The organism is Pseudomonas sp. AF03-9 (assembly GCF_020515815.1).
Classification (GTDB): Bacteria; Pseudomonadota; Gammaproteobacteria; order Pseudomonadales; family Pseudomonadaceae; genus Aquipseudomonas.
In genome coordinates this window covers 152,873-169,598 of record NZ_JAHPJF010000006.1, presented here as the reverse complement: position 1 = coordinate 169,598, position 16,726 = coordinate 152,873, and the positions used below count along the sequence as shown (strand labels likewise).

General features: G+C 62.4%; 19 protein-coding genes. 9 read left to right on the top strand and 10 right to left on the bottom strand.

Going from position 1 to position 16,726, the window contains the following annotated elements:
* Positions 1–44: 44 nt before the first annotated feature.
* The 3 genes from LIY36_RS11815 to LIY36_RS11805 form a co-directional block, all read right to left on the bottom strand.
* Complete coding sequence (locus LIY36_RS11815; RefSeq protein WP_226455792.1) at positions 45–1,064, bottom strand: alpha/beta hydrolase; 1,020 nt, start codon at positions 1,062–1,064, stop codon at positions 45–47.
* A 278-nt stretch (positions 1,065–1,342) separates the two neighbouring features.
* Positions 1,343–2,428, bottom strand: a complete 1,086-nt coding sequence (locus LIY36_RS11810) for an endonuclease/exonuclease/phosphatase family protein (RefSeq protein ID WP_226455791.1) — start codon at positions 2,426–2,428, stop codon at positions 1,343–1,345.
* 39 nt (positions 2,429–2,467) lie between these two features.
* Positions 2,468–3,127: a YciC family protein gene (locus tag LIY36_RS11805; RefSeq protein WP_192299007.1), complete on the bottom strand. Its 660-nt coding sequence runs from the start codon at positions 3,125–3,127 to the stop codon at positions 2,468–2,470.
* A 181-nt stretch (positions 3,128–3,308) separates the two neighbouring features.
* Between LIY36_RS11805 and LIY36_RS11800 the strand changes: the two genes are divergently transcribed.
* The 3 genes from LIY36_RS11800 (at position 3,309) to LIY36_RS11790 (ending at position 5,288) form a co-directional block, all read left to right on the top strand.
* The gene (locus tag LIY36_RS11800) at positions 3,309–4,046 is read left to right on the top strand and encodes a DUF2076 domain-containing protein (RefSeq protein WP_226455790.1); all 738 of its coding nucleotides are present in this window, start codon (positions 3,309–3,311) and stop codon (positions 4,044–4,046) included.
* 128 nt (positions 4,047–4,174) lie between these two features.
* The gene (locus LIY36_RS11795; RefSeq protein WP_192299005.1) at positions 4,175–4,651 is read left to right on the top strand and encodes a LabA-like NYN domain-containing protein; all 477 of its coding nucleotides are present in this window, start codon (positions 4,175–4,177) and stop codon (positions 4,649–4,651) included.
* Between the two features lie 25 nt (positions 4,652–4,676).
* Complete coding sequence (locus tag LIY36_RS11790) at positions 4,677–5,288, top strand: 3'-5' exonuclease (RefSeq protein ID WP_226455789.1); 612 nt, start codon at positions 4,677–4,679, stop codon at positions 5,286–5,288.
* Positions 5,289–5,444: 156 nt separating this feature from the next.
* On the opposite strand, the gene LIY36_RS11785 is transcribed toward LIY36_RS11790, so the two are convergent.
* Entirely contained in the window at positions 5,445–5,741 is a 297-nt protein-coding gene (locus LIY36_RS11785; RefSeq protein WP_226455788.1) for a DUF6124 family protein, read from the bottom strand.
* A 491-nt stretch (positions 5,742–6,232) separates the two neighbouring features.
* Here LIY36_RS11785 and LIY36_RS11780 point away from each other — a divergent pair, with 491 nt between their 5' ends.
* A complete protein-coding gene (locus tag LIY36_RS11780; protein WP_226455787.1) occupies positions 6,233–6,496 on the top strand; it encodes an acyl carrier protein in 264 nt (87 codons plus the stop codon).
* Between the two features lie 189 nt (positions 6,497–6,685).
* On the opposite strand, the gene LIY36_RS11775 is transcribed toward LIY36_RS11780, so the two are convergent.
* Positions 6,686–7,147, bottom strand: coding sequence for an Lrp/AsnC family transcriptional regulator (locus LIY36_RS11775; RefSeq protein WP_192299002.1), 462 nt, complete (start codon positions 7,145–7,147; stop codon positions 6,686–6,688).
* A gap of 160 nt (positions 7,148–7,307) precedes the next feature.
* Between LIY36_RS11775 and yedA the strand changes: the two genes are divergently transcribed.
* Both yedA and LIY36_RS11765 read left to right on the top strand, forming a co-directional pair.
* On the top strand, positions 7,308–8,204 hold the full coding sequence (gene yedA, locus LIY36_RS11770; RefSeq protein ID WP_226455786.1) for a drug/metabolite exporter YedA: 897 nt from the start codon (positions 7,308–7,310) through the stop codon (positions 8,202–8,204).
* 47 nt (positions 8,205–8,251) lie between these two features.
* Positions 8,252–9,586 carry a DEAD/DEAH box helicase gene (locus tag LIY36_RS11765; protein ID WP_226455785.1) on the top strand — a complete coding sequence of 445 codons (1,335 nt, stop codon included), beginning with the start codon at positions 8,252–8,254 and terminating at the stop codon, positions 9,584–9,586.
* 127 nt (positions 9,587–9,713) lie between these two features.
* On the opposite strand, the gene LIY36_RS11760 is transcribed toward LIY36_RS11765, so the two are convergent.
* Both LIY36_RS11760 and LIY36_RS11755 read right to left on the bottom strand, forming a co-directional pair.
* Entirely contained in the window at positions 9,714–10,940 is a 1,227-nt protein-coding gene (locus LIY36_RS11760) for a TIGR03862 family flavoprotein (protein WP_226455784.1), read from the bottom strand.
* 171 nt (positions 10,941–11,111) lie between these two features.
* The gene (locus LIY36_RS11755; protein ID WP_226455783.1) at positions 11,112–12,032 is read right to left on the bottom strand and encodes a histone deacetylase family protein; all 921 of its coding nucleotides are present in this window, start codon (positions 12,030–12,032) and stop codon (positions 11,112–11,114) included.
* 75 nt (positions 12,033–12,107) lie between these two features.
* Here LIY36_RS11755 and LIY36_RS11750 point away from each other — a divergent pair, with 75 nt between their 5' ends.
* From LIY36_RS11750 to LIY36_RS11740, 3 genes are read left to right on the top strand one after another with little or no spacing between them, the layout of a single operon-like run.
* Positions 12,108–12,677 (top strand): GNAT family N-acetyltransferase, encoded by a 570-nt coding sequence (locus tag LIY36_RS11750; RefSeq protein ID WP_226455782.1) that lies wholly within the window; start codon positions 12,108–12,110, stop codon positions 12,675–12,677.
* A gap of 38 nt (positions 12,678–12,715) precedes the next feature.
* Entirely contained in the window at positions 12,716–13,585 is an 870-nt protein-coding gene (gene tesB / locus LIY36_RS11745; RefSeq protein WP_226455781.1) for an acyl-CoA thioesterase II, read from the top strand.
* Positions 13,582–14,169 (top strand): HAD family hydrolase, encoded by a 588-nt coding sequence (locus LIY36_RS11740; protein WP_226455780.1) that lies wholly within the window; start codon positions 13,582–13,584, stop codon positions 14,167–14,169. The genes tesB and LIY36_RS11740 overlap by 4 nt, the downstream gene beginning before the upstream one ends.
* Positions 14,170–14,297: 128 nt before the next feature.
* On the opposite strand, the gene LIY36_RS11735 is transcribed toward LIY36_RS11740, so the two are convergent.
* From LIY36_RS11735 to LIY36_RS11725, 3 genes are all read right to left on the bottom strand, one after another.
* Positions 14,298–15,272 (bottom strand): alpha/beta hydrolase, encoded by a 975-nt coding sequence (locus LIY36_RS11735; RefSeq protein ID WP_226455779.1) that lies wholly within the window; start codon positions 15,270–15,272, stop codon positions 14,298–14,300.
* Complete coding sequence (ypfJ, locus tag LIY36_RS11730; RefSeq protein ID WP_226455778.1) at positions 15,273–16,160, bottom strand: KPN_02809 family neutral zinc metallopeptidase; 888 nt, start codon at positions 16,158–16,160, stop codon at positions 15,273–15,275.
* Between the two features lie 71 nt (positions 16,161–16,231).
* A complete protein-coding gene (locus LIY36_RS11725) occupies positions 16,232–16,648 on the bottom strand; it encodes a hypothetical protein (protein ID WP_226455777.1) in 417 nt (138 codons plus the stop codon).
* Between the last annotated feature and the right edge of the window lie 78 nt (positions 16,649–16,726).

Below are 16,726 nucleotides of genomic sequence, written 5' to 3'. Positions count from 1 at the left end.
ACCCAGCGCGGGGCAAGCCCGCTCACTACAGGACGGTGTTTGGATCAGTTGAGGTGGGCTTTCAGTTCACCTGCGGCCTGACGCATCGCCGCTTTGACTTGCGGGACAGTGCTCAGTGGGTTGAGCAAGCCGTAGTCATGGATCATCCCGTTGTAGCGCACCGCCGTCACGTCCACACCCGCCGCGTCCAGCTTGCGGGCGTAGGCCTCGCCTTCATCGCGCAACACGTCCAGCCCGGCGGTTTGGATCAGCGCCGGTGGCAGGCCCGTCAGCTGTGCCGGGGTGGCGCGCAACGGCGAAGCGTAGATCTCGGCGCGTTGCTTGGCGTCGGTGGTGTAGCTGTCCCAGAACCAATTCATCATGTTCTTGGTGAGAAAGTGGCCTTCGGCGTACTGCTGGTATGACGCTGTGTCGAAGCTGGCGTCGGTCACCGGCCACAGCAGCAGCTGGAAGCGCAGTGTCGGCGAGTGCTGTTCCTTGGCCTTGAGCGCCACCACCGCCGCCATGTTGCCGCCGACGCTGTTGCCGGCCACCGCCAGGCGCGTGCCATCGACGTTGATCTCTTTGCCGTGCTCGGCGACCCAGCGGGTCGCGGCGTAGGCCTGGTTGATCGCGGTCGGGTAGTGCGCTTCCGGCGACGGCGTGTAGTCCACATACACCGCGACGGCGCCGGAGCCCACCACCAGGTCACGAATCAGGCGGGCGTGGGTCGGGTAGTCGCCCAGCACCCAGCCGCCGCCATGGAAGTACATGAACACCGGCAACTCACCCTTGACGTTGGCAGGGCGCACGATGGTCAGCTTGATGCGCTGGCCGTCGGCCTGGATGGTCTTGTCGCTGACCTGAATGCCCGACATGTCGACCTTCACCGAGTTCTGCGCACCCGTCAGCACGGCCCGTGCATCCTTGGGGCTCAGCTGCTCCAACGGGCGACCGCCGCCGGCGGCGAGGGCGTTGAGGAACGCCTGGGTCTGGTGCTCGGGCACCGCGGTTTCGGCGGCAAAAGCGCTGCCGATGGACAGGGCGAGGAGGGTGGCGGTCAGGGCTTTGTTGAGGGTGTTCATGTCGTTTGGGCTCACTTGAAGTATTGGAATTGGAAGGCCGCTTCAGCGCCTCTGGCTGTCTGCGTGCTGGCTTGGGGGAAATTTACGGCCTGGTCGAGTGAGAGACAATTAGGCTGATTCGAGATTTATTGTCCCCTTAAAAAGGACAATGTGGTGAGCGGGCTTGCCCCGCGCCGGGTGGCGCAGCCGCCCCAAATGGTCCGCCGCGGTGTTTCAGGGAGACCGAGGTGCATGGGATTGGGGCGGCTGCGCCACCCGGCGCGGGGCAAGCCCGCTCACTACAAGGTGGGGAGTAGGAAGCGGGCGATCACGGGCAGGTGGTTGGAGATGCGCAGGGTGTCGTCCTGGCGCACCCGGGCTTCTACACGCTTGAGGCGCGGGCTGTAGAACAGGTAGTCGAGGGTGCGATCCGGGCCGTCGAGGCTGGGGTCGTTGGGGAAGTTCGTCAGCCATTTCTCACGGTCGATGCCGCTGGATTGGCTGTTGCTTGGGATCATCGGGTATTTGTCCCACAGCAGGTGCAGCTCACTGTCCGGCGAATATTGCCCGCGTTTGCTGGCGTCCAGGCGTAGGAATTGGCCCAGGGGCAGCAGGTTGAAATCCCCGCCGATCAGCCAGGGCGTGCCACGGCCTTCGAATTTATCCAGCAGTTTGACCGTGGCCTGGACCTGCTCTTGCACCGCACTGCGCCCAGGCGCATCGCCGTCCAGGCGGGTATTGAGCACCGCCAGTTGGCCGCCGTCGCTCAGGGGCAGGTAGGTCAGCAGCAGAGCCGGTTTGGGTTGGAACTGGCGGCTGAAGATGTTCGCCTCGGGTGCGGGCAATTGCAGGCGCTCGGCGTGTTCGATCTGGTAGCGGCTCAGGGTCGCCAGCTTGCGGCCGACGCTGCCGAAAATGTGCAGGTCGGGGACAAAATCGGCTTTCCAGTCGAAGGCCTGGGCGCTGCACGGGTAGAGGTCGACCAGACGCTCTTGCAGCAGGGCCAGTTGATCCTGGTAGTGGGAAGGCTTGGCGTTTTCGTCGAGCTCCTGCAACAGCAGCAGGTCGGGCTGCTCGTCGCGGATCACCCGCGCCACTTCGTCCAGGCTGAAGGCCATGTCTTCGACGGTCGGGCGCTCATCGGGGCCGCTGCCGTCGGCGGTGTCGTACCAGAACACGTAGTTCTTGCCGGCCAGGTATTGCACGTTCCAGGTCATGACCTTGAGCGCCTGCCCTGGCAACAGGGTCGGCGCACGCGGCGCCACGCAGCTGACGGGCAGGATTTCCTTGTCGGCGGGGCGCCAGGTCAGGCTGTAGATCAGGGCGGTGAGCAAGCCTGCGAGAATCAGCAGGCCCAGTAAGGTGATGCGCAATAAACGGGTCATCGGCTCGGCTTATGGCGTTTCAGAGGTGCCAGGAGCATATCACCGCGCGTCGGCATCGCCACCGATCAGCATGAATAAACGGAACAGCACCACGCTGGTGAACAGTTGCAGGAAGCTGTGGGCGCTGTCCATCACCAGCCCCAGCAACGGCGCGGGCTCTGGATAGGCAGCGACACTGGCGCCCTTGAGCAGCCACAGCGGCGTCATCACGCACAGCAGGCACACGAGGATTCGCCAGAAGTGCCCGCGGGTCAGGCGAAAACTCTCCTTGATCGCTTCCAGCGCCGTCATGCCGCGCAGCACCAGCAGGTATTCGGCAAAGGCCAGCACCACCATCAGCCACAGGCCCGGCAGGAAGTACAACGACAACCCGAGCAGGATCAGCAAGGTGCTGATGGCCGTCAGCAGCGCGAAACGTGGCCACAGGGTCAGGGCCATGGCCCACACATCCTTGGTGCGCGGCGATTCGCCTCGGGTGCGGGCGTCGAGAAACAGGATCAACGCGCCGGTGTACAGCGGGTACACCAACAACCCCACCACCACGCTGAAACCGGGGAAGGCATCGGGGCCCACCACGTGGTTGAGCACTTGTTGCAGCAAGGCTTCGAGAATCACCAACGGCAGGCACAGCTGGACGATGGCGCCCAGGTTGCGTTGAGTGAAGCGGAGGGAGTCGCGCAGTACATCTAACGGATTCATCAAGTTCATCGCAGGCCTGAAAGCAAGGGCAACACTTTAACCGATCGTGACCGGACGTAAGCAAACGTAAACCTTGAGTAAAGACCATTGAAACAACTCGTAACACCCCCATAACTAGCATGTACCTCAGCCTGACTCCAGGCGGGACCACGATTTCTACCGGCAATCTAACGAGGTCGCCATGAACAGCGAAGAGCAAACCCTGATCGATGGACTGTTTTCACGGTTGCAACAAGCCGAAACGGACTCAGCCCCCCGCGACGCCCTGGCCGAAGCGCGGATCAAGGAGCATATGACGCGCCAACCGGCGGCCGGGTACTACATGACCCAGTCGATCCTGGTGCAGGAACACGCGCTCAAGAGCCTCGACGCGCAGAACAAGCAACAGGCGCAACAGATCCAGCAGTTGCAGGAAGAGTTGCAACAAGCCAAATCCCAATCGGCCCAGCCAGCGCCGAGCAGCGGTGGTTTTCTGTCGAGCATCTTTGGCGGTGGCGGTTCCCGTGAGCAGCAACCGGCCCAGAGCGCTCCTGCGTCTACGGGCGGCTGGCGTGAACCGGCGCGGCCGTCGTTCAACCAGGCGCCTGCGCCGCAACAAAGTTATCAACAGCCTCCTGCTGCCGCCGCCCCGATTGGCAGCGGCTTCCTCGGCGGTGCGATGAAAACCGCCGCTGGCGTGGCCGGCGGTGTGTTGCTGGCGGAAGGCATCAGCAGCCTGTTCCATCACAACCAGCAGCCGCAGGTGGTGGAAGAAATCATCGAGCAACCGGCACCGGCCAGCGATCAAGGTGGCTGGGGCAATGACGACCAGAAGTTTGCCGGCAACGACAACTGGGGCAGCAACAACTCGGACAGCTTTGCCGACAGCGATTATTCCGACGATTCCTCCTCCTTCGGCGACGACGATTCCTTCGTCTGATGCTCCCAAGCCCGGTGCGCTTTGTCGCGCCGGGCTGATTTTTCTCGGAAACTTCCCCGTGGCTGGCATACTGGCGCCTTTGCGGACGTGCGCGTCCGGCATCCAAGTGGCTGTCATGGGGAAGTGCGGTGAAGAAAATTGCAGTGTTCGCCGATGTACAAAACCTCTACTACACCGTGCGCCAAGCGTATGGCTGCCACTTCAACTACGCCGCCTTGTGGGCTGACATCAGCGCCCGCGGGCAGATCGTCGAGGCGTACGCCTATGCCATCGACCGTGGCGACAGCAAGCAGCAGCAGTTCCAGCAGATCCTGCGCAACCTGGGCTTTACGGTAAAACTCAAGCCGTACATCCAGCGCAGCGACGGCTCGGCCAAGGGCGACTGGGACGTGGGCATCACCCTCGACATCATGGACGCCGCGGACCACGTCGACGAAATCGTGCTGGCTTCCGGTGACGGGGACTTCGACATGCTGCTCGAACGCATCATCAACAAGCATGGCGTCGAAGCCGTGGCCTACGGCGTGCCGGGGCTGACGGCCAACTCGTTGATACGTGCGGCCAGCCGCTACGTGCCGATCGAAGGCGCGCTGCTGCTCAAATAAATTGTGGAACGGAGTTGGAACAGGTTTGGAACGTATAGCGGTCATCGACTTTGAAACCACCGGCATCAGCCCGAGCAGCCAGTGCCGCGCCACGGAAATCGCCGTGGTCATCCTTGAGCGTGGTCAGATCGTGGACCGCTACCAGAGCCTGATGAAAACCGGCGTGCACGTGCCCGCGTTCATCGAACAACTCACCGGCATCAGCAACGCCATGCTGCGCAGCGCGCCGCCGGCCGAGCGGGTGATGAACGAGGTCAACGAGTTCGTCGGCACCACCCCGCTGCTGGCGCACAACGCCGCGTTCGACCAGAAGTTCTGGGACTTCGAGCTGGGCCTGATCCGCCGCACCCGCCTGCAGAAGTTTGCCTGCTCGCTGCTGCTGGCGCGGCGCTTGATGCCCTCGGCGCCGAACCACAAACTCGGCACCCTGAATGCGTTCGCCCAGTTGCCCCACACCGGCAAGGCTCACCGGGCGATGGCGGACGCAGAAATGGCGGCCAACCTTACGGCGCACCTGGCGCAGGAACTGCGCGGGACGCATGGCTTGCGCGAACTGTCCCATGACTTGCTGTGCAGCTTGCAGAAAGTCCCGGCGGCAAAAATCACCGAACACCTCAAAAAACATCGCGCGCTCTAACCTCACCACAATCCCAAGAACCCCAAAGATCCAAATGTGGGAACGGGCTTGTGTGGGAGCGGGCTTGCTCGCGAAAGCGGTGGATCAGTCGCCGGAAATATTGACTGACACACCGCCTTCGCGGGCAAGCCCGCTCCCACAGGGGTCATGTGTCGTTCATCGAGACTGTGTGCAATCCAGCGTCTGATCCACGACCACCTTCGCCATCTCCACCAGATGCATCACTGCCCGCTGCTGCACATTCATTGATTCTGCCGATGAGTGTGCTGTCTCTACCGCGCAATGCAGCAAATCCGCCGCATGGGCGAGGGCGTCTTCGAAACTCAGGTTGTCGTTCAGAATGAAGTTCGGCGCATCCGGGGCGGAGGCTTTGAGGTAGTAGTCGATGGCTCGGCGGTGGAGCAGGGCGTCTTCGCTGAGAAAGCTGGGTGGATCGGGGGTGACTTTGACCATGGTAAACACCTCTTGCTAAGGAAGAAGCTGCCACCGTCCGCTTGCACGCGAATAGGGTGGCAACTGTGCGTAGGTGTGCAAGACCGGGGCAAGAAGCGAAAACCCAGCAGACCCGAAGGTCTCCCACGCACAGCTGCCATAACGGGCAAGCGCAGAGCCTGGAAGCTGAGCGTCAAGCTGTAGGTTGATTTATGAGCCTTCTTGCCATCGGACTTGCACGTCCGTTCACCGAATATTCGATGACTGGGCGAGACTATCTACCTGATCCGACGTAAACAAGGCCGTGGAATTCTCTAGGAAACATCCCTCAAATGAAAGAGATCGGTCTTGCTGGCCATTGAAATTCCGGGCCTTTGAGCCGATTTTAGAGCTATCGGTAGGTTAAGTCTGATGGTGCCGTCAGACCCTTCTGGTTCCTGTCTCAATCCGCATAAAACTTTGACCTGTGACTTAACTATCACGCTTGTCTAAGTGCGCCTATGAGGCAAGAAATGGAAGGTAGTCTCACCAGAGCCCAGATCAGCGAAAGGGTCATTCAGCTGTTCGTCGAAATCATTGGCTTTATCGACCGAAGCCAGGTGTCGGAGCAAACGGACTTCATCCATGACTTCAAGATCATCGATGACGACCTGACCTGTTTCATCATGCAGATCAAGTGGCAATTCAACCTGCATGCGACTCAGGAAGATTGGGATCACATCACCACGATCAAGCAGGTTGTCGATCTGATTGAACAGCGCTCAAGTCCGCTGTGAGGCAACTGACGTCATCGCAGGCAAGCCAGCTCCCACAGTTGAATGCATTCCAACTGTGGGAGCTGGCCTGTTCATCGTTCCCACGCTCCGCGTGGGAATGCCTCCTGTGACGCTCCGCGTCACGACTTCAAGAATCGACGCAGAGCGTCCAGGGCTGCATTCCCACGCAGAGCGTGGGAACGATCGGAGTCAGCCGCCATTTTTCCCATTGCTCTCCAACTGCGCCAACGGCACCCGCCGCTCTATCGCGCTGGACAAGATGATCGACGTCTTGCTGAACCCGAACTTCGCCACCCGGTTGATCAGGTTCTCCAGCTCCGGCATAGAACCCACCGCCGCTTGCATGATCACGCACGGGTCGCCCGTCACCCGGTGGCACTCCGTCAGCTCGGGGATTTCCGCCAGGGCGTCGTACACCTTCTGGCTGCCGTGGTTGGTCAACCGCAGTTCAATCACACACTGAATCGGCAAGCCGACCTTGGACAGATCCACCTTGGCCTGATACCCCGTGATCACCCCGCTGGCCTCCAACTTGGCCACCCGCTCAGCCACGGCCGGGGCCGAGAGGTTTACTGTGCGCGCCAGTTGCGCGTAGGACGCACGGCCGTCGGCGAGCAGGGCGCTGAGGAGCATGCGGTCGTATTTGTCCATGATAAGGCTCCAATGCTGGGTGGCTTTCGAAAGCATGGGTTATAGCCCTCACAACCATGCTTTGAAAAGTGTATGGTCGGTTTAAACAGGTTTTGTAACTTAAGTTTAAGGGCCTGCCTTTTTAGAATAAGCATCCCATCTCCTGCCATAGAGCCACCCAATGCCTGGCCCACGTCGCTTTCCCTTACCGTTGATCGCCGCCTTTTTTGCCTTGTATGTGATTTGGGGGTCCACCTACCTGGTGATCCGCATCGGCGTGGAGTACTGGCCGCCACTGATGCTCGGCGGGATTCGCTTTTTGGCGGCGGGGGCGGTGATGTATGGCTTCCTGCGCTGGCGCGGGGTGCCGGCGCCGACGTGGGAGCAGTGGAAGGCGTGCGCGAAGATCGGCATTTTGCTGCTGACCTTCGGCAACGGCGCGGTGACGTTGGCCGAACATTCCGGGGTGTCGTCCGGGGTGGCCGCGCTGGCGGTGGCGACGGTGCCGTTGTTTACTTTGCTCTGTGGATATTTCTGGGGTGCGCGTAATACCCGTCTGGAGTGGGCGGGTGTGATCCTGGGGATTGCCGGTATCGCCATGCTCAATATGGGCAGCACCTTGCAATCGAGCCCGATGGGCGCTGCGTTGCTGCTGTTTGCCGCCGCTTCGTGGGCGTTCGGTTCGGTGTGGAGCCGGCGCTTGCCGCTGCCCCAGGGCGCGATGGCCAGTGCGGCGGAGATGTTGGTGGCGGGCGTAACGCTGCTGATCGGCAGCGCACTCACCGGCGAACGCCTGCACGCCATGCCTCCCGTCGAAGGCTGGCTGGCCCTGGCGTACCTGGCCGTGTTCGGCTCGATCATCGCCTTCAACGCCTATATGTACCTGCTCAAGCACGTCCGTCCGGCAGCGGCGACCAGTTATGCCTATGTGAACCCGGCGGTGGCGGTGTTGCTCGGGATTGTGTTCGTCGGCGAGACCATCGGCATGGAGGAAGCCCTGGCGATGCTGGTAATCATCAGTGCCGTCCTGCTGATCAGCCTGCCCCAGTGGCGCAAGCCCAAGCCGGAAATAAGGTAAACTGCGGCGCATTGCGTGCTTGCGCTGAATTTTCCTACGGTAACTACATGACTTTCGCCTCCCTTGGCCTGATCGAACCCTTGCTGCGCGCCCTTGAGACGCTCGGCTACCAGACCCCGACGCCGGTGCAGGCGCAAGCCATTCCGGCGGTATTGGCCGGTCGCGACCTGATGGCTGCGGCCCAGACCGGCACCGGCAAGACCGCCGGTTTCGCCCTGCCGCTGCTGCAACTGCTGACCATGGAAGGGCCGAAAGTCGCCGCCAACTCGGCGCGTGCACTGATCCTGTGCCCGACCCGCGAGCTGGCCGAGCAGGTGCACGCCAGCGTCGCCGAATATGCGCAAAATCTGCCGCTGACCACTTACGCGGTGTACGGCGGTGTGAGCATCAATCCGCAGATGATGAAGCTGCGCAAGGGCGTCGACATCCTGGTCGCCACCCCTGGCCGCCTGATCGACCTGTTCCGCCAGAACGCGCTGAAGCTTAATCAGCTGCAAACCCTGGTGCTGGACGAAGCCGACCGCATGCTCGACCTGGGCTTCTCGGAAGAGCTGGCGAACATCTACCGCATGCTGCCGAAAAAGCGCCAGACGCTGCTGTTCTCCGCGACCTTCTCCGATGATATCCGCCTGCTCGCCGGGCAGATGCTCAACGACCCGCTAAGCATCGAAGTCAGCCCGCGCAACGTTGCCGCCAACACCGTGAAGCAGTGGGTTGTGCCGGTGGACAAGAAGCGCAAGCCGGAGTTGTTTGTGCACTTGATGCGCAAGGGTCGCTGGAAACAGGTGCTGGTGTTCGCCAAGACCCGTAACGGCGTGGACGCGCTGGTGGACAAGTTGCAGGGCCTGGGCATCAACGCCGATGGCATCCACGGCGACAAGCCGCAGGCGACCCGCCAGCGTGCGCTGGACCGCTTCAAGGCCAGCGAAGTGCAGATCCTGGTGGCCACCGACGTGGCAGCCCGTGGCCTGGACATCGAAGACCTGCCGCTGGTGGTCAATTTCGACCTGCCGATCGTGGCCGAGGACTACATCCACCGCATCGGCCGCACCGGGCGTGCGGGCAACACCGGCGAGGCGATTTCCCTGGTGTGTGCCGATGAAGTGAACATGCTGTCGGCCATCGAGATGCTCACGCGTCAGACGTTGACCCGCAAGATGGAGCCGGACTTTGAACCGGAGCACCGTGTGCCGGACACCGATGCCAGCGGCCAGGTGGTGAAGAAACCGAAAAAGCCGAAGAAACCTAAAACTTCCGGTGGTGGCGGCAAGCGCAACCTGGGCAAGTGGGTGGACAGTGGTGACGCGGCGCCGGCCGAGCCTTCGATCAAGCCGGTGCGCAAGGTACCTGTGTTTAATACCGGGCCGCGTAAGAAGAAGTGATTTTGCGCTGTGGCTGATGGCCCCTTCGCGAGCAAGCCCGCTCCCACACTCGACCGAGTTTCGACATGAACATGCGGTCAAAATGTGGGAGCGGGCTTGCTCGCGAAGAGGGCTTTGAATCCAATTCTCAGCGTTTAAGCCACTCCACCATCCCCCGCCCAGCCGCTCGCCCGCTGGCAAAACACCCCGTCAGCAAATACCCGCCCGTCGGCGCTTCCCAGTCCAGCATCTCTCCGGCACAAAATACGCCTGGCAATTGCTTGAGCATCAAGCGCTCATCCAGCGCTTCGAACGGCACGCCGCCGGCGGTGCTGATCGCTTCGTCCATCGGCCGGGTTTTCACCAGGGTCAGCGGCAGGGCCTTGATGGCGGCGGCCAGCTGCGCCGGATCGTTGAAGTGTTCGGCGGGCGCCAACTCGCGTAATAACGCCGCTTTCACGCCATCCAGCCCCAACTGGCTGTGCAAGTGTTTGCTCATCGAGCGCGAACCACGGGGCTTGGCCAATGCAGCTTGAACCTTATCCACAGGCTTGCTCGGCAACAGGTCGATATTCACGGTGGCCGAACCGGTTGTATTGATCGCCTCGCGAATCGGCGCCGACAACGCGTAGATCAAACTGCCTTCGATACCGGCGGCGGTGATCACGCATTCCCCCAGCCGGGGTTTGTCGTCGCCCAAGCCGATGGCGACGTTTTTCAACGGCGCACCGGCGAATTTGCTGACCATCAACTCGCTCCAGGCTGACACCTCGAAGCCGCAGTTGCTCGCTTGCAGCGGGGCGCAGGGCACGCCTTTGCCTTCCAGCAGCTTGAGCCACGTACCGTCGGAACCCAGGCGCGACCAACTGCCACCGCCGAGGGCCAACAGTACCGCATCGCCGCGCACGGTTTTTTCGCCGTCGGGACTGTGGATAAGTAAATCGCCGTGGGCATTCCAGCCGGTCCAACGGTGCCGGGTGTGGATAACCACGCCCTGGTCGCGCAGGCGCTTGAGCCAGGCGCGCAGTAGGGGGGCGGCTTTCATGTCGGTAGGAAACACCCGGCCGGAGGTGCCGACAAAGGTTTCGATACCCAACCCATGTATCCATTCGCACAATGCTTCGGCGCCAAACCCACGCAGCAGCGGGGCGATGTACGGCGCTCGTTCGGCGTAGCGCGACAGAAACGCCGGGTAGGCTTCGGAGTGGGTGATGTTCATGCCGCCAACACCGGCCAGCAGGAATTTGCGCCCCACCGACGGCATGCCGTCGTACAGGTCCACGCGCAGCCCCGCCTGGCTCAAGACTTCGGCGGCCATCAGCCCGGCGGGGCCGCCGCCGATGATGGTGACGTGTTGGGGTGCGGTCTGGGGCATGGCGAGGGCTACGGTCGGATAAACAGGCCGAGCATTCTACCCGAGGACAGCGCAAACGCCTGATCAAAAAATGTACAGCTTCCTACAGGCCTTACAGATATTGACTCTTAGGTGCTTACGCTCAAGTTATCCACAGGCCGTTCCACAGGCATTGTGGGTAACGCGCACAACTCAATGACAACCTGATGACGTCCACACCCGTTGTGCGCTGTGGTGCAGGATGCCGTGGCGGCGGGCCAGGGCAGGGCGGTCCTTGCTGTAGCCGCCGCCGATCACGCCCATCACCGGGATGTCGCGGCCCAGGCAGTGGCGCATCACGCTTTCATCGCGGGCGGCGACGCCTTGGTCTGTCAGCTTGAGGTAGCCGAGGGCGTCGTCCTTGTGCACGTCGACGCCGGCGTCGTACAGCACCAGGTCCGGCTGGTAGAGCGGCAGCAGGTAATTGAGCGCATCGTCCACCACCTTGAGGTAGTCGCCGTCGCCCATGCCCATGGGCAGCGGGATGTCCCAGTCGCTCTGGGCCTTGCGTGCGGGGAAGTTCTTTTCGCAGTGCAGCGACACGGTGATGGCCTCCGGTGTGTCATGGAGGATGCGTGCGGTGCCGTCGCCCTGGTGCACGTCGCAGTCGAAGATCAGCACGCGATTGACCCGGCCGCTGGCGAGCAGGTAATGGCTGATCACCGCCAGGTCGTTGAAGATGCAAAAGCCCGCCGGGTAATCGTAGTGGGCGTGGTGCGTGCCGCCCGCCAGGTGGCAGGCGAGCCCGTGTTCCAGCGCCTGTTCGGCGGCGAGGATCGAGCCGCCCACCGCCCGCACGGTACGCCGCGCCAGGGCTTCGTTCCACGGCAGGCCGAGGCGGCGCTGGTCTTCGCGGGACAGTTCACCGCCCATGTAGCGTTCGATGTAGCCGGGGTCATGGGCCAGCGCCAGGATCTCGGGTGGGCACAGTTGCGGGCGCAGCAGTTGGCTGTCCTCGGTCAACCCGCTGGACACCAAGTGGTCACGCAACAGGCGGAACTTGTCCATGGGGAAGCGGTGGTCCGCCGGGAACTCGGGGCTGTAATCATCGTGGTAGATCAGTGGTAAAGGCATGGGATTATCTGACGGGAACCTGCGACGGATCTTACCCGCGTTGTACACTCACGCACATGGCAAGGGAGGGGACCCATGGAGCCGATACTCGAACTGGAAAGTGCGCGCCTGGTGCTGCGCCAATGGCGCGACAGCGACCTGCCGGAGTTTGCGCGCATGTGCGCCGACCCACAGGTGATGCGCTATTTCCCGGCCAGGCTGAGCCACCTGGAAAGCGCCGCATTGATCGGCCGCATTCGTGGCCACTTCGCCGAATATGGCTTCGGCCTGTGGGCCTTGCAGCGCAAGGACAGCGGCGAGTTCATCGGCTTGACCGGCTTGCAGCATGTCAGCTTTGACGCCGACTTCACCCCGGCGGTGGAAATCGGCTGGCGCCTGGCCCGCGAACATTGGGGCCTGGGCTACGCCAGCGAAGCGGCGTGGACGGCGTTGCGCTGCGGCTTCGATCGCTTGCAGCTGGATGAAGTTGTCGCCTTTACCACCGAAGCCAACATGCCATCACAAAAAGTCATGCAGGCCATCGGTATGCATTACGATCCCCTGGCAGATTTTGCACACCCCAAGGTCGCAGCCGATGACCCGCTGCGCCATCATGTGTTGTACCGCATCACCCGCGCCCAATGGTTGGACACGCTGCACGGATAAGCAGACCGGAATGCCCCATAGATTGTAGGAGTTGCTCTATGAGCCAAGTATTGGAAGATCTGGTGGACTTGCTGACCCTGGAGCCGATCGAGGAAAACCTCTTTCGCGGCCGCAGTCAGGACCTGGGTTTTCGTCAACTGTTCGGCGGCCAGGTGCTCGGCCAGTCGCTGTCGGCGGCCAGCCAGACCGTAGAAGAAGCGCGGCATGTGCACTCATTGCACGGCTATTTCCTGCGTCCCGGTGATGCAGCATTGCCGGTTGTGTATTCGGTCGACCGTGTGCGCGATGGCGGCAGTTTCAGCACGCGCCGGGTCACCGCGATCCAGAAGGGCAACCCGATCTTCACCTGCAGCGCCTCGTTCCAGTACGACGAAGAGGGCTTCGCACACCAGAGCATCATGCCCGTGGTGGTCGGCCCGGAAAACCTGCCGTCGGAGCTGGAGCTGACCCAGCAACGCGCGCACCTGATCCCCGAGCATATGCGCGACAAGCTGCTGTGCCCCAAGCCGATCGAAGTGCGCCCGGTCACCGAAAAAGACCCGTTCAACCCGCAGCCGTCCGACCCGGTCAAGTACGTGTGGTTTCGTGCCGACGGCGCGTTGGCCGACACGCCTGCGCTGCACAAATACCTGCTGGCCTACGCCTCGGACTTCGGCTTGCTGACCACCTCGTTGCTGCCCCATGGCAAGACCGTGTGGCAGAAAGACATGCAGGTCGCCAGCCTCGACCACGCGCTGTGGTTCCACGCCGACCTGCGCGCCGATGACTGGTTGCTCTACGCCATGGACAGCCCGTGGGCCGGTAATTCCCGTGGGTTCTCCCGTGGCAGCGTGTACAACCGCGCGGGGCAATTGGTGGCTTCGGTAACGCAGGAAGGCTTGATCCGCCATCGCAAGGATTGGACGTGAGCCTGTCGCACATCAAGCACTGGGTGTTCGACATGGACGGCACCCTGACGGTGGCCGTGCATGACTTTGCGGCGATCCGCCAGGCCCTGGAGATTCCTGCGCAGGACGACATCCTCACGCACCTGGCTGCCCTGCCCAAGGACCTCGCGGCGGCCAAGCATGGGTGGTTGCTGGAACATGAGCGCGAGCTGGCCCTGGGTTCGGTCGCGGCCGAGGGCGCAGTGGAACTGGTGCGTGAACTGGCCGGGCGCGGTTATCGCCTGGGCATCCTGACCCGCAATGCGCGGGAACTGGCGCACATCACCCTGGAGGCGATTGGTTTGGCGGACTGCTTTGCCGTCGAGGACGTATTGGGGCGTGATGATGCGCAGCCCAAGCCGGACCCGGATGGCTTGCTGAAACTGGCGGCGGCGTGGGATGTGGCGCCGAGCACAATGGTGATGGTCGGCGATTATCGCTTTGACCTGGAGTGCGGTCGGGCGGCGGGGGCGCGGACGGTGTTGGTCAACCTGGCGCAGAACCCGTGGCCGGAACTTGCCGATTGGCATGCCGAGGACTGCGCGGCCTTGCGCCGGATGATCTAACACAGACAATGAAGATCAACTGTGGGAGCTGGCTCGTGTGGGAGCGGGCTTGCTCGCGAATACGGTGTGTCAGCTATACATCGATCGACTGACCCACCGCTTTCGCGGGCAAGCCCGCTCCCACAGTTTTATTGCGTGAACAACACCTTCTGCCCCTGCGGCGACGTAAACATCCCATCGCCGTTATGCCCGACACCGGGCACTTCCACCAGCGTATGACGCAACTGCGGATGCCGCTGCTTGAGGTAGTCGAAATAATTGTGCCCACGAATCAACCGATACGCGCCCTGGGTTTGTGCCTCGCAGCCTATATCCAGCGCGTGATGCTTCGGGTCGATGTCCTGCTGGCCCAGCAGGTACGTGACGTCACGTGACACGTAAGCCTGCTCCAGCTGTTCGACGCTGCGGCCTTTGGCATAGGCCGGCAGGTTCTGCATGCCGTATTTCCAGTCGTTGAAGCCTGGGCAACTGGCGGCATCGAACGGCACCGGCCGCTGTGGGCTGAAGTAGGCGTAGGACGAAGGATTCGCCACCACATACCGCAGGCCGATGCCTTCGCTTTGCAGCTTGGGATGATCGTGGCTGGTGAGGGCAAAACGCTGTATCACCTGGCCACCGCCGGAGTGCCCAGCCACCACGATTTCCTTGAGCGCTGGGAACAGCTTGCGGTTGCCCAGGTGCTTGATGATCTGGTCGAGGGCGCCATAGGAACTGATCGGGCCCGGGCCGGTGGACGGTTCGCCGGCCATCCAGCCGTTGTCGGTCCAGCGCAGTATCCGCTTGTCCAGATGCTCGTGCCGCGCATCCGCCTCCGTCAGAAAGCGCGGTGCAATCACCAGGGTGTGGGTGGCTTGCCCGGCATTCTCGGCGGCCTGCTCGCCACTTTGCAGATAGGCCGCGGCATCGCGCAGGCGGCCATGCACGATGATCAGCGCGCGGGTGACGTTTGGCAGCGGCTGGCGCCAGTCCTGGCTCAAGCCCAGGCTGAGATCCCCGGCCTTGAGTGGGAAACGATCGAGGTCGCTGTCCTTGATGTCGTGCCCAGCGGCGAACGTTGAACAGCTGACGAACAGACCCAGCAGCAATGCCAGTCGTTTATTCATTTAGAGACTCTTGGCGGAAAAGGTATCGCATTGAGTGATCTGGCCCTGGGCGAAGCCGGTCTTGAACCAGCGCACGCGTTGCGCCGAGGTGCCGTGGGTGAACGAGTCCGGTACTACGCGGCCTTGGCCCTGTTGCTGCAAACGGTCGTCGCCGATGGCGTTGGCGGCGTTCAGGGCTTCGTCGATGTCGCCGGGCTCCAGCCAGTTCAAGCGTTTTTGCGCACGGTTGGCCCACACGCCGGCGAAGCAGTCGGCTTGCAGTTCCTGGCGCACCAGCAGGCCGCCGTCGCCCTGCATCTGCCGGCCTTGTTGGCGGGCCGTCTGGATCTTGGCCGAGATGCCGAGCAACGTCTGCACGTGGTGCCCGACTTCGTGGGCGATCACGTAGGCCTGGGCGAAGTCGCCGGCGGCCTGGAAGCGTTGCGACATTTCGCGGAAGAAATCCAGGTCCAGGTAGACCTGCTGGTCGGCCGGGCAATAGAACGGGCCGCTGGCCGAGGTGGCGCCGCCGCAGGCCGAATTCACCCGGCCACGGAACAGGATCAGTTTCGGGTTCTTGTAGGTCAGGCCGTTTTCCTGGAACACCTGGGCCCAGGTGTCTTCGGTATCGCCGAGCACGGCGCGGACAAAGTCGGCCTGTTCGTCATTGGCCGCCGGTGCCTGGCGCGTCTGGGTGCTGACCGACGGCGCCTGCTCCATCTGCCCGGTGAGTTGGCCGAGGATCTGCAACGGGTCCTGGCCGGTCAGCCAGCCGATGCCGACGATCAGCACAATCGCGGTCAGGCTCAGGCCCTTGCCGCCACCAAAGCGCATGCCGCCACCGCCGCCGCCACTGTCATCGCGGGCGTCCACCACGTTGTCGCTGCGTCGGCCTTTTTTCCATAGCATGGGGGCAATCCTCTCGATAAGCCTTTTATAAGTTGAAACTTTACTGTGGCAAGTTCGTTGGAGTATGGACGTTATTGGCGGCAGTAGCCTTCGCCACTCGCCACGACTAGGCAGTCCTTTTTATCTGCCAGCCACTTGAGGCCAGTGGCGGCACCGTCGCCGGCGCGCAGCAATTGCGGGCCGTCCGGGCGGGTGAAGGCGATGCCGTCTTCGGCGGCTTCACCTTTGAAGGTGCCGGAGTCGCCGGCGTCGAGGCCGTATTGCATGGTGATGAGGTAATGCCCGCGGCCGACGCTGTCGTCCTTGGCGATGGTCAGGTACAGGCCTTCGACGCCGACCCACTTGCCGACCCACTGGTCGGTGGGCGGGGTGGCCGGCACCAGGGTCGCTTGCACGGAGGCGGGCGCCGGTTTGGGCGCGTCCTTGGCTTCCTGGCCGCAAGCGGCGAGCAGGGCGACGGCAGAGAGAACAAACAGGGCTTTTTTCATAGCGGCAGGCCTTGGATAAAAAGTGTGCAATGCGTGGGCGATCGTGCGAGGTTGGACTCGAATCCCATGATTTAGTGC

Excerpts from the sequence above, each read along its gene's own strand:
- LIY36_RS11815 (WP_226455792.1), bottom strand. The coding sequence starts at position 1,064 with ATGAACACCCTCAACAAAGCCCTGACCGCCACCCTCCTCGCCCTGTCC.
- LIY36_RS11810 (WP_226455791.1), bottom strand. The coding sequence starts at position 2,428 with ATGACCCGTTTATTGCGCATCACCTTACTGGGCCTGCTGATTCTCGCA.
- LIY36_RS11805 (WP_192299007.1), bottom strand. The coding sequence starts at position 3,127 with ATGAATCCGTTAGATGTACTGCGCGACTCCCTCCGCTTCACTCAACGC.
- LIY36_RS11800 (WP_226455790.1), top strand. The coding sequence starts at position 3,309 with ATGAACAGCGAAGAGCAAACCCTGATCGATGGACTGTTTTCACGGTTG.
- LIY36_RS11785 (WP_226455788.1), bottom strand. The coding sequence starts at position 5,741 with ATGGTCAAAGTCACCCCCGATCCACCCAGCTTTCTCAGCGAAGACGCC.
- LIY36_RS11780 (WP_226455787.1), top strand. The coding sequence starts at position 6,233 with ATGGAAGGTAGTCTCACCAGAGCCCAGATCAGCGAAAGGGTCATTCAG.
- LIY36_RS11775 (WP_192299002.1), bottom strand. The coding sequence starts at position 7,147 with ATGGACAAATACGACCGCATGCTCCTCAGCGCCCTGCTCGCCGACGGC.
- yedA (WP_226455786.1), top strand. The coding sequence starts at position 7,308 with ATGCCTGGCCCACGTCGCTTTCCCTTACCGTTGATCGCCGCCTTTTTT.
- LIY36_RS11765 (WP_226455785.1), top strand. The coding sequence starts at position 8,252 with ATGACTTTCGCCTCCCTTGGCCTGATCGAACCCTTGCTGCGCGCCCTT.
- LIY36_RS11760 (WP_226455784.1), bottom strand. The coding sequence starts at position 10,940 with ATGCCCCAGACCGCACCCCAACACGTCACCATCATCGGCGGCGGCCCC.
- LIY36_RS11755 (WP_226455783.1), bottom strand. The coding sequence starts at position 12,032 with ATGCCTTTACCACTGATCTACCACGATGATTACAGCCCCGAGTTCCCG.
- LIY36_RS11750 (WP_226455782.1), top strand. The coding sequence starts at position 12,108 with ATGGAGCCGATACTCGAACTGGAAAGTGCGCGCCTGGTGCTGCGCCAA.
- tesB (WP_226455781.1), top strand. The coding sequence starts at position 12,716 with ATGAGCCAAGTATTGGAAGATCTGGTGGACTTGCTGACCCTGGAGCCG.
- LIY36_RS11735 (WP_226455779.1), bottom strand. The coding sequence starts at position 15,272 with ATGAATAAACGACTGGCATTGCTGCTGGGTCTGTTCGTCAGCTGTTCA.
- ypfJ (WP_226455778.1), bottom strand. The coding sequence starts at position 16,160 with ATGCTATGGAAAAAAGGCCGACGCAGCGACAACGTGGTGGACGCCCGC.
- LIY36_RS11725 (WP_226455777.1), bottom strand. The coding sequence starts at position 16,648 with ATGAAAAAAGCCCTGTTTGTTCTCTCTGCCGTCGCCCTGCTCGCCGCT.